Annotated in this window: 9 protein-coding genes; 2 read left to right on the top strand and 7 right to left on the bottom strand. The window is 66.9% G+C overall.

What is annotated here, in order from left to right; translation table 11 throughout:
* Positions 1-203: 203 nt before the first annotated feature.
* Positions 204-425, bottom strand: coding sequence for a hypothetical protein (locus ACYVKL_RS22785; protein WP_379165685.1), 222 nt, complete (start codon positions 423-425; stop codon positions 204-206).
* 415 nt (positions 426-840) lie between these two features.
* On the opposite strand from ACYVKL_RS22785, the gene ACYVKL_RS22780 reads away from it, so the two are divergent.
* A complete protein-coding gene (locus ACYVKL_RS22780) occupies positions 841-3183 on the top strand; it encodes an ATP-binding protein (protein WP_379165684.1) in 2343 nt (780 codons plus the stop codon).
* Positions 3184-3351: 168 nt separating this feature from the next.
* On the opposite strand, the gene ACYVKL_RS22775 is transcribed toward ACYVKL_RS22780, so the two are convergent.
* The 4 genes from ACYVKL_RS22775 to ACYVKL_RS22760 form a co-directional block, all read right to left on the bottom strand.
* The gene (locus ACYVKL_RS22775) at positions 3352-3636 is read right to left on the bottom strand and encodes a hypothetical protein (protein WP_379165683.1); all 285 of its coding nucleotides are present in this window, start codon (positions 3634-3636) and stop codon (positions 3352-3354) included.
* Entirely contained in the window at positions 3633-4796 is a 1164-nt protein-coding gene (locus tag ACYVKL_RS22770) for a 3-ketosteroid-9-alpha-monooxygenase, oxygenase component (RefSeq protein WP_379165682.1), read from the bottom strand. Before ACYVKL_RS22770 ends, ACYVKL_RS22775 begins: the two co-directional genes overlap by 4 nt.
* 127 nt (positions 4797-4923) lie before the next feature.
* On the bottom strand, positions 4924-6066 hold the full coding sequence (locus ACYVKL_RS22765; protein WP_379165681.1) for an oxidoreductase: 1143 nt from the start codon (positions 6064-6066) through the stop codon (positions 4924-4926).
* Between the two features lie 236 nt (positions 6067-6302).
* Positions 6303-7082, bottom strand: a complete 780-nt coding sequence (locus tag ACYVKL_RS22760) for a GntR family transcriptional regulator (protein ID WP_379165679.1) — start codon at positions 7080-7082, stop codon at positions 6303-6305.
* Positions 7083-7366: 284 nt separating this feature from the next.
* Here ACYVKL_RS22760 and ACYVKL_RS22755 point away from each other — a divergent pair, with 284 nt between their 5' ends.
* Positions 7367-8836, top strand: coding sequence for a hypothetical protein (locus ACYVKL_RS22755; protein WP_379165678.1), 1470 nt, complete (start codon positions 7367-7369; stop codon positions 8834-8836).
* Positions 8837-9531: 695 nt separating this feature from the next.
* Here the strand turns inward: ACYVKL_RS22755 and ACYVKL_RS22750 are convergent.
* Both ACYVKL_RS22750 and ACYVKL_RS22745 read right to left on the bottom strand, forming a co-directional pair.
* On the bottom strand, positions 9532-10080 hold the full coding sequence (locus ACYVKL_RS22750) for a hypothetical protein (RefSeq protein ID WP_379165677.1): 549 nt from the start codon (positions 10078-10080) through the stop codon (positions 9532-9534).
* Positions 10081-10512: 432 nt separating this feature from the next.
* Positions 10513-11070: a DUF7691 family protein gene (locus tag ACYVKL_RS22745; protein ID WP_379165675.1), complete on the bottom strand. Its 558-nt coding sequence runs from the start codon at positions 11068-11070 to the stop codon at positions 10513-10515.
* Between the last annotated feature and the right edge of the window lie 97 nt (positions 11071-11167).

Below are 11167 nucleotides of genomic sequence, written 5' to 3'. Positions count from 1 at the left end.
CCGTCGAGGGATGCCGGCGCATCTCCCGCGCCAATACCTTGATCGCCTGCCCGGACCGCCAGCGCCGCCACACCTCCTCGACCTGGGCTTCGGTCAACGGGGTTCTCTTCTCCGCCAGCGGTCTGCTCGAGGCCATCGCGCATCACATCCCATGCTCACCAGGACAATCCCAGTATTGCGCTAACCCATTGAGACCACAGGCATTACAGGGCGTTCCAGACCACCTCCAGCCCTCGGTCATTGTTCGCCGTAGAGCAGCCACATCCCGTGGCAGCGCAGCAGATCGCTGATCCTCTGCTGCGCTGCCTGAACGGCCGGGTCGTCAGGGTCGGCGCGCCCTCGGCGATCAGCGCGGCCCGCTCGTACTCGTCGAACTCCATGACCTGTTCGACGGACGCGCGCGCGAGGCGGTTCCCCACGGCCATGCGACTCGCCGCTACTGCGCCGGCGGCGCGAGGCGGTAGGGGAGGCGGGAGCGGCCGCGGTTGGACTGGTGAGTCCTGCGCAGAGGTTTTTCGGTTCCGGAACGTCAGCTGAGGGGTTAACAGGGCGTTTGACCTGCAGATATTCGACGCGATCATGGTGGAGTTCCGAAGCGGAGTACCGTCACCGTCGAAGAACAAGTAGCCCGCGGTCGAACCGCAACGCGCGCAGACTCATTGAGCCCCGCCTGGTGTTCCAGGCGGGGCTCAGTCGTGTCGCTGGCTGTCCGTGGTGCGCCTCGTGGTGCGGCGGCCACGCCACCGTCTACAACCAGACCGCCAAACCCGGCGCACACTGGCCGAATGGGGTCGCGCCGCCCATCACCTGCGAGCCTCCCCAGGCACGTAGTTAGCGAAGGTGTGGCAGCATGCGACGGTGGTCCGGAGCACACGAGGAAACCTGCCGATCGAATCTACGCTCCTGGTGGGTCGTGTGAGCCAGTTGGGGCGGGCCCGCGAGTTGCTCGGCAGCGCTCGGCTCGTGACGTTGGTGGGGCCCGGTGGGGTGGGTAAAACACGGTTGTCGAGAGAGCTGGGTAGCCGGGTGTTGCGTGCGTTCCCCGACGGAGTGTGGCTGGTGGAGTTCGCGGACCTGCGCGACGGACGGCTGGTGGCTCTCAGCGTGGTCGAAGCGCTGCATCTGCGTGATGACGCGGCGTCGCCACGCGATCAGCTTCTGACATTCCTGGCAGACAAGACGGCTCTGCTCATTGTTGACAACTGCGAGCATCTGATTCACGATGTCGCGCACTTGGTCGCCGACATCCTCGCCGCGGCGCCGCGAGTGAAGGTGCTGGCGACCAGCCGCGAGATGCTGGGGGTACCAGGCGAACAGGTGATGGTGGTGCCGCCGCTGGCCGTGGCCTCCAGCGGCGGTGGTGACAGCGAAGCGGTGCAGCTGCTGCTCGACCGAGCCGGCGCCGCCAGCGCCGCGTTCGACCCCGATCTGGCCGAGCGGGAGACGCTCGATGCGATCTGCCGCCGCGTCGACGGGATCCCACTGGCACTGGAACTCATCGCCTTGCGCACGACCCTGTTCACCCCACGCCAGATCCTGGCCCGCCTCGACGACGCCCTGGGCCTGTTAACCGCCGGAGCGCGCACCGCCGCGGTGCGCCAGCAGACCCTCGACAACGCCATCCGCTGGAGTTACGAGTTGTGCACCGCCGAGGAGGTCCGGCTGTGGGAGGTACTGTCGGTCTTCGCCGGTGGACTCGACCTCGACGCCGCAGAGGCCGTGGCCGGAGCCGCCGCCGGTGACACCGCCCGCGCCCTGGCCGGGCTGGTGAACAAATCGGTGCTCACCATGACCAACGTGGACGGGATCGCCCGGTACTCGATGCTCGAACCGTTGCGCCAGTTCGGGCGACATCAGCTGCAGGCCCGCGGCGACGCCGACGCGGTGCTGGCCGCTCACCGCCGGTACTTCGCCGATCTGGCGCGGGCCGGAATCCACGCCTACGGGACCGGCGAGGATTGGCAGTGGCTGACCGCGGTGGCCCGAGATCACGCCAATATTCGTGCCGCACTGCAGGATTCGCTGCGACACGATCGGGTGCTCGCGTTGGAGGTCGCTGCGGTGCTGCGGCCGTTCTGGGAGCACTACCGGTTCATCTCCGAAGGATTCCAGTGGCTGTCGCAGGCGCTGGCAGCCAACCCGGAACCCACGCATCTGCGTGCTCGGGGGCTGGTGGCTGCCGCGTCACTAGCGGCGCTGCTGTCCGAACACGCCGAAGCGGGCCGGCTGACGCACGAAGCTGCGCAGCTGGCCGCTGACCTCGGCGACGAGATGCCGGCGGATGTACATCTGTGTCGGGCGTTGGTCGCGGTGCTCGACCGGAACTTTCCAGCGGCGCTGCAGCTTTCGGAGCTCACCGCCGACACCGCAGCACGCGCTGGCGATTCCACACTCGAGATGGAGGGTCTGGCGCTGGGGTATGTCGCGGCGCTGGTGATCGAGGACCTGGGCGCCTCGGCGCTGGCGCGACGGCTCACCACCCTCACGATCCAGCATGGGCCCCACATGCTGGGCGGGCTGGCGTGGTGGATCGCGGGCCTGGATCACTGGCGTGGCGGTGATCCTGACGCCGCCGACGCCGATTTCGCCCGGGCGGCGCGGTTGTTTTCCAGCTTTGGCCGCTGTGTGTGGCTGGCGTCGGTGTTCGAGGGCATGTCGTGGACTGCGGCGACCCGCGGCGACCATGCTCGTGCAGCGACCCTCATCGGCGCCTCGGAATCGCTCGAGCGCAGTTCCATCCGTCTGGTCGAGGTCCTGACCGGACCCATCGGGGCCGCCACCCGCGAGCAGGTGCGGGCCGCACTCGGTGATGCGGGATTCGATGACTCTTTCGCCGCCGGGGCCGAGCTCGGTGTCGAGGCCGCGATCGAGTTCGCGCTCACCGGCTCCTCACACACCTCCCCCGCTCCCGGCGACCATCAGCGCGACAGCGTCGCGGCCGACCCCTCCTCCCATCGGAACCCCCGGTTGGCTGTGGCGGGCGATCCCGGGGTGAACCCGCTCACTCGTCGCCAGAGCGAGGTAGCGCAGCTGGTGGCGCGCGGTTACAGCAACAAGGAGATCGCCAGCGCACTGGTGCTGTCCCAGCGCACGGTGGAAACCCATGTCGAGCACATCCTGGTGCGGCTGGGCTTCACTCGGCGCACCGAGATCGCGCGATGGGTGCACACCCAACCGCAGTGAGCGCAGGCCCCACCGGCCGGCCGGACCGGTGTGCTGCCCGGATACGGCGGTAGGCCGGGGCGTGCGCTGCTGCGCTCGCCCCGGCCTACCGGATCGGCGTTTCGGACCACCACGGCGTCGTCGGCCACCTGCCGCCGGTGACCCGATGGTCAGCGGCGGCCGCCGCGGTCACGTCGGCGGCGGGTCGTCGGGGTCGTGGGGGTCCGCGACGACGAGCCTGCCGTGCGTGGCGGCGTCGTCGATACTGGCCTTCAACTGCGCGCAGGTCGCCAGTTCGGGGCGGTTGTCGGCGACCGAGCGGCACGTTCGGCGGGCGTCGCGGTTCCACTGGATGCTGGTCTGGGACCAGCTGCTCTTGCGGACCAGCACCCCTGCCCCGCATGCGGAGCACCGCATCGGAGTCATCGGTACGCTCATCAGCCGGTTGTCCGGGTAGACACCTTGGGCGTTCATGCCTGCACCTGCGCGGCGGCGCGGCGCGCGAGGTTATCCTCGACTTCCTTGCGCCAGATCTCGTTGGGTTTGGTGGTGTCGAGCTCGAATTCGAACCGGTCGGTCATCTCGGCGGTGACGTCGGTGACGTCGACGTAGAACTGCTCGTACCAGCGGCGCAACTGATAGACCGGGCCGTCCTCCTCACACAGCAGCGGGTTGTCGATGCGGGTCTTGTGCCGCCAGATCTCGATGTCCTGTTCGAATCCCAACCGCACGGTGTCGACCATCTTTTGCGCCAGCGTCGCCGCCGCCGCCGGATCGTCGCCCATACCGTCGGGGCGCTGCATGCTGATCCCGTACTGCAACACGAAACTATTGGCGTCGATCGGGTAGTGGCAATTGATCAGCACCGTCTTCGCGTCACCGTGCTCGTAGTGGTACAGAAGGTCGTCGATCATGAACGACGGCCCGTGGTAGGTGGCCACGGAAGTGTTGCCCAGCCGTCGTGGCGCGTCGATCGCCTGCTCCTGCGGGCGCAGGTCGTCGCGTCCGACCCCCTCCTGCAGCTGAACCGCGGTGTGGCCTTCGAAGATGTTCTTGAAATAGGTGGGGAAGCCGTAGTGGATGTAGAAGAAATGCGCCATGTCGACCATGTTGTCGATGACCTCACGGCAGTTGGTGTCCACGACCTGCTCATACCAGGCCCACTCGGTCCACGACGGTGTCCCGGGGCCCTCGATGTGCGGAATCGCCTGCTCGGGGATGGGCGGGTTGCTTTCGGGGTCGTTCCACACGAACAGCATCCCGTTCTGCTGCATCGTCGGCCACGCCCGCGTGCGCGCCAGCGGCGGCACCCGGCGGGCGTAGGGGATCTGTGTGCAGCGGCCATTACCGCCCCAGCGCCAGTCATGGAACGGGCAAGCGACCTGGTCACCTTTGACGGTGCCGCGTGAGAGGTCTCCGCCCATGTGTCGGCAGTAGGCGTCGAGGACGTGCACAGCACCGGCTTCGTCGGCGAAGACCACCAACTTGGTGCCGAACGCGTGTACCGAATGTGGTTGCCTGTCGGTGTATTTGGCGACCAGCCCGAGGCAATGCCAGCCACGCGCGAAACGCGTTGGTGCTGCAGCTGCTTCGATCTGGCGGATATCGGAGGACGGGGCCTGCGGCGCAGTCATGTGAACTGTTACTCCCTCGCGGTTGGGATTGCCGTCGCGGTTCCCGCGGCGGCTCGGATGCGCCGGCCTGAACCCGACCCGCCACCCACCCACGAAGGCGTGCCGGGTCCGGGCCGGGCGGGACCGGTTAGATCAGGTGGGCCTCGTGGACGGCCCGGTTGTAGGCGGGCAGCGTGGCGCGGCGCCGCAGGGTGGCGGCCAGGTCGGGAGCGGCCAGGTGCAGTCGCCCGATCGCGATGAGATCGAACTCTCCCGCGGCCACGCGGCGCTCGAGCTCGGCGATGTTGTCACAGCGCGGTGCATCGCCGTCGATACGGCTCTCCCGCAACGACTTTCCCAGCCCCACACTGCCCACGGCCATACTGGCCGCGCCGGTCAGCCGTTTGGCCCAACCCGCCAGCGACAGGTCACTGCCCGCGAACGCGGGCAGGTCGAACCGGCGCGCGCTCGCGTCGAGGACATCGACACCGGCATCGACCAGCGCCCGCAGGATCACCCCGAGCTGCTCGTGGTCCTCGGCGATGCGCGCGGTGTAGTCCTGTTGTTTGTGCTGGGAAAACCGGAACACGATCGGGAAGCGCGGCCCGACCCGCGCGCGGATCGCCGCCACGACCGCTGCCGGGAACCGCACCCGCCGCTGGAGGTCACCACCCCAGGCGTCGTCGCGGGTATTGGTCGAGTCCCACAGGAACGAGTCGAGCAGATATCCGTGCCCGCCGTGAATGGCGACCCCGTCGAAGCCCACCGCCTGGGCATTGGCCGCCGCTGTGGCGTAGGCCTCGATGACTGCGGCGATATCGTCATCGGTCATCGGTTCGGTCGGACGCCGGGCACGCTCGACGTAGTCCCGCGAATACGACGTCGTACCCGGTGCGCCCCAGGTACCGGAGGGCCGCATCGGCTTCAACGCCGGATCCACCGCGCTCATCGCCCCCCACAGCGGACCCACGTGCCACAGTTGCGGCACGATCTTGCCGCCCTCACCGTGGACGGCCTCGACAACCCGCGACCAGCCCTCCAACGCCGCGCCGCCGTGCATGCGCGGCACATCCGGGTTGTCCACAGCGGTCTCATGCTCGATCGCCACTCCCTCGGTGACCAGCAGACCGGTCCCGCCCGCAGCGCGGCGCCGATAGTAGGCGGCGATGTCGGGGCCGGGAACACCAGCAGGTGAATGCGCGCGAGTCATCGGCGCCATCACGATGCGGTTGCCGACATGCAGAGACCCGATGTCCAATGGCCGGAACAGCGGCGAGGTTTCGCCAGTCATATCTCACATCACTTCCAGATAAGCCACCCGCACGGTCCCAACCCGAGGGCAACCACGCGTTTACGCCCCCGCATCCACCGACACGAGTAGACGTCTAGATGTCGTCTGGATGCAAGCGTCGCTCCACCGCGGCCATGAGGTCAACGACGATCCCGGTCAACGGGCCCGGATACGCAGAACCCACCGGCGCCGGGCTAGGACCCCTGCAGCCGCGCCGCGGCTACCGGCGTTCGGGGTTATCGGGGTTCGGGTGAGTCCGGGCGGGGGAACTCCAGCACGAAACTTGCGCTCTCACCCCGGATCCGGCGACGGGTGTACAGGGTGGGCCGGGCATCGGGCCCACTAGAGATCCCCTCCCGCACCAGCAGCGCGCTGCCGGTGGCCACACCCAGCTGCTCGGCGTCGGCGAGGTCGGCTCCGATCGCGCTGAACTCCCGCCAATCTGCCCACAGCGGCGCGCCCAGCAGTTCCGACACCGACACCACGACATTGCCGGTTGAACCGATCGGCCGAAACTCTGGCGACGCCACCGCCTTGGGTAGCCAGTAGCTGTTGACCGACCATCCCTGGCCCTCCAGGGACGTCAGGCTGTCGATGCGCATGACATCGCCGACGCGACAGTGCAGGTGATCGCACGCGCGGCGATCGACAACGCCGCCGGGAGCATCGAGCACGGCGAACACCTCCTCGACGGCGCCGGGCCACCCCGATACCGGCAGCACCATCGCGCGCGCACCTACCGTCGACTGCTGGGTGGCGGCATCGACGCGAATCGTCGTGCGCACCACCGGGGTCCGCACGAAGGTACCCACACCACGGCGGATCTCCACCGAGCCGGCGCGATCGAGCTCGGCCATCGCCTGACGCACCGTCAGCCGATTGACACCGAACTCGGCAGCCAGCTCCGATTCGCTGGGCAACCGCACACCCGGCTCGAGCTGGCCGGAATCCATGCGGGCCTGCAACTCGCGCGCCAACTCGAAGTACATCGGCGAGCCGCCTCGTCGTCTCGACACACGCGCATCCTACGGATCCATCCGATGACCGGCGCGCATCGCATCACCTGCACCACACCCCCTGGGCGGGAAACCCCCAACGTGGAACCGACCATTACGCCACGACCCGTGCCCGGATCGATCCGGGGGTCCCGCTGTGTGAGAGACTTCCCCAAACATCTAGACATCTATCTCTCTCGCTGCGACGCTCGTCACGTTCTCGGCAGTTCATGCCGCATCACCATGACGGACCCGACCAGCACGGCTCGCCGGTTCGGCCGTCGAATCACCACGAAGGATCCACCATGGGACGCCCTCCGCAGTCGAGCATCACTACACCACACCACCACCACTGCGGGGTGCCCCTGCGCACACACCTCGTCGCTGCCGGGCTGGTCGCCGCCCTTTCGGCGTCGGCGCTGGGCTTCGGGGTCGCCAATGCCGACGACCAGCCCAGCTCCCCGCAGTCGGCCACCACACAGGCCGCCCCCGCACCCCTGGGCGCCGACGGCCGCACCGCCATCGTCACCGACGGCCAGGCCCGTGTCGAAAAGCTCGGACGCCAGATCCTGGCCACGGACATGATGCGTCAGCAGCTCGACCAGACCAAGGCCCTCTACGCGGCGAGCGCTGTCGGGCAAACCCCCACCGGCAAGGCCAGCACCGACACCGCCGCCAACGCGATCGCCGCCGCCGCAGTGCTGTACGCGCTGAGCCTCGACACCGACCGCCCCTTCCTGACCTGGGACGTGAACGCCGAACACCACTTCGCGGGATTGAACTTCCCCAACTCCGGCTTCGGCATCGAAAACCCCGACAACGTCTACCGCAACACGATGCTCGCCGGGAACTCCGCCTACCGGATCCACGGCCGCTGGCCCGCCAACCGCCCCACCCAGCTGCACTTCGAACTCCGCGACGCCCTCCCCGGCACAACCGACCTGACCTTCGAAGCCGGCAACACCATCGGCGCACTGCCCGGCGACGAGATCGTCACCAACCCCGACGGCACCTTCGACATCACCATCGACTCCACCCCCGCCGACGGCCGCCCCAACCACCTCCAGATCCCGGCCGACACCACCTCCTTCCTGGTCGTGCGCGACCTACTCAACAACTGGGCCACCGAGGACCCGGTGTATCTCGACATCAAACGCGTGTCCGGACCGCCGGTCGCACCGGAGAAGACCCTCGACCAGCAGGCCGCGGACTCCGCGCAGATCCTGGGCAAGATCGCGCCGTTCTGGCTGAAGTACTTCGACACCTTCGTCTACCACGGCACCGCCAAGAACACGGTCTTCCCGCTGAAGCAGCGCCCCGGCGGGCATGGCGTGGCCACGATCGGATGGTTCGACCTCGCCGACGACGAGGCAATGGTGATAACCCTCGACCCGGCCGGCGCGAAGTCGCTGGGCATCCAGATCACCAACCCCTTCGGCACCGCCTACGAATACCGCAACCGCACCAGCAGCTTCAACACCACACAGGCAGCCCAGAACCCCGACGGCACCTATACCTACGTCATCGCCAAGAACGACCCCGGTATCGCCAACTGGCTCGACCCGAGCGGCAACAGTTCCGGAATGGTCTCGCTGCGCTGGCAGCAGCTCGGCGCCAACCCCTCCGCCGACGGCGCCATCCGCACCACACAGGTCGTCAAACTCGGCGATCTCAAGTCCACGCTGCCTCCCACCACTTCCACGATGTCGCACAGTGAACGCGCCCAGCAGCGCGCCCACCGCGCCCAAGACTGGGACCACCGACTCAAGGGCTGAACCCCACCGCCAGCGACAAGGGACCCGAGCACGACACCCAACGTCTGCGCCGACCATCCCCCGTGTCGGCGCAGGCGCCGCCGTGTCCGCCATCCCCGACCTGCGACACCATCGGCCATCCGGACCAGCTTCGATCATCCAGGCATTTTCGAAAAATGACCGCGCGCAAGTGGACCAGTACCTCGTCGAAGCAGGCGGCATGCGGCGATTCATGGACGAGCTATCGCTCATCGGCATGAGTGCACACTCGAGTTCACTAGAGCCAGCCAGGCGATGCGGCCAGAGGGGCGGTCTAAGGGCGGTGCCGGCGGCGGTTGGATCGGGAGTTCGCGTGCAGAGGTTATTCGGCTTCGGAACGTGAGTTGAGCTCTGAACAGGGGCATTTGACGTGCAGATATTGGATGTCAAGGTGGTCGAGTTCCGCTTCGGAATAACCTCTGGTGGGAAGCAGAGCCACTGACCCTGTTCCGCTGGTCGGCATAGCCTGACCATGCATTTCGTGAACTTGGTTGAGCTCATCCGGTGATCCGGGTGGGGCTCAGTCGTTGTACTGGGTTGTGTGTTTGGCCGCTTCGCTCAGCGCGGTATGCGGCATTATCGGATGTCCCGAGCTGCGGCACGTCCGTATTGTTCAGGCGCGTGCCCAGCGGCTATCGCAGGACGTGTCCCACGGGGTTTCACTCGTCGTCGGGAGGTCATGGTTGCGCGTCGCGTGAAAGCTGTTCGCCAGCGGGAAGGTAGATCGGCTCCGGGCGGATTCCGGTCACGTAGTCGCGGAAGGCTCGCAGATACTCGCCTAGTTCCCGCTCGTCGGCGAACCTGATTCCGGTCGGGTCGAACCATTCCTGCGGTGTCGGGCGTCGCACGATCATGTAGTCCAGGGCTTCGCGCACCAGCACCCCGTAGGTCGGATCCCTGACGCACATATCACGCACCTGCGGGGCGTAATATCGCATTCTGCCGTCGCGGTGAACGTCCATCAGCGGCCACCACAGGGCATCGAAATGCGGGATTTCGTCCCACCACATGGAGCGCAGGGGCTCTTCGGTCCGCGTTCGGCGGCGTGATTGCGGAACTGATGTCGGGTAGTCGCCGGATACGCCTCTGCTGTCGATGGCGCGGATCGGTCCGGTTCTGAGGTTCACCGGCGGGTACCACACGCCGCGCCACACCGGGACTCCGAGATGGCGAGGATTCAGCGGCAGCGGCGCGGCCAGTGAGATGTCGACCGTGATTCGACGCACGGGTGGCAACGGTCTGTCGGTCACCAGATCTGCCGCCATCGACAAACAGTCCCGCACGTCGAATCCGGTCACACCGATAGCTCTTCCAAACCATGGGGCAGGGCAGTCCCGCACGTCGAATTCGATCCAGAACCGTCGCACCATCGACATATGCGCGCGCTCCTCCTCGATCTACCGCCGAGTGCGCAGCCGAGGGTGGACGGCGTCGTGCCCGTGTCTCGGTCCACCTCGACGATCGCCGGGATATCACCCGCACGATACCAACGTTCGTTCGGCAACCACCACTTGATAATCGGCATGAGCGGTCACCGCGACGGCCCCGAGATGCCCCGGGGCCGTTGATCTTCAGCTAGGCCGCGTCGGCCGCCGCGAAGCGACCCGTAAGCGGCATGACCGTGCGTTGCAGAAGGAAGGCGCACCACGCGTCAATAGCTATCCGCCCCAGAAGCCGATGATGTCCTTGCCTGCTGTCTTCGATTCACGTAGCCAGTCGATGAGGTAACCATCAAGGTCGTCAGGACCATCGGGAACGTGGCCGGCCCACTCCTCCAATTCCTCAGCGCAGGATTCCTTGCTCATGTAGCCCCACCCGTTCCGCTCAGCGGCGTTGAAGCTCGCCGCCAAGCCCGGGACGCTCGGAAAAGGGTCCTCACCCATCATGCTTGTGGCCAGATCTTCGAGGGCTTCGGGCAGATACCGGTCTCCGAACCGGAACTGCACGTCGCCGCCGTCCGCGGCCAGTGCGTCACAAATCAATTCCAGTGCCTCGATGTAGTTCTCGGCGAGCCCCTCCTCGAACGGCCCGCCCGCGAAGATCGCCCGCAGGGCGGTCTTGTTCCGCTCGACATGATTGTCCTGACCCGTGGACCTGAAGGTCACCGACAGGCGCGACCGTTTCAGGATCCTGTCCAGGAGCTTCTCGTCCTTGGATCCAACGACGGCCTCGAGTTCGGCCAAGTCGAGAAAGTAGACATGCAAGATCTGTGACACGACGCGAATCCTAGCCAGCAACAACGACAGTCAGGCCCGGTGCATGCCATCGTCAATCGTCCTCAACTCGGCAGTTGCGGACGTTTCAGACACACGA

The organism is Nocardia tengchongensis, assembly GCF_054781395.1.
Note: the sequence above shows the minus strand (reverse complement) of the source record. Positions and strands in the feature narration are given on the sequence as shown.

Coding starts and splice junctions, on each gene's coding strand:
- ACYVKL_RS22785 (WP_379165685.1), bottom strand. CDS start 425: ATGGCCGTGGGGAACCGCCTCGCGCGCGCGTCCGTCGAACAGGTCATG.
- ACYVKL_RS22775 (WP_379165683.1), bottom strand. CDS start 3,636: ATGAACGCCCAAGGTGTCTACCCGGACAACCGGCTGATGAGCGTACCG.
- ACYVKL_RS22770 (WP_379165682.1), bottom strand. CDS start 4,796: ATGACTGCGCCGCAGGCCCCGTCCTCCGATATCCGCCAGATCGAAGCA.
- ACYVKL_RS22765 (WP_379165681.1), bottom strand. CDS start 6,066: ATGACTGGCGAAACCTCGCCGCTGTTCCGGCCATTGGACATCGGGTCT.
- ACYVKL_RS22755 (WP_379165678.1), top strand. CDS start 7,367: ATGGGACGCCCTCCGCAGTCGAGCATCACTACACCACACCACCACCAC.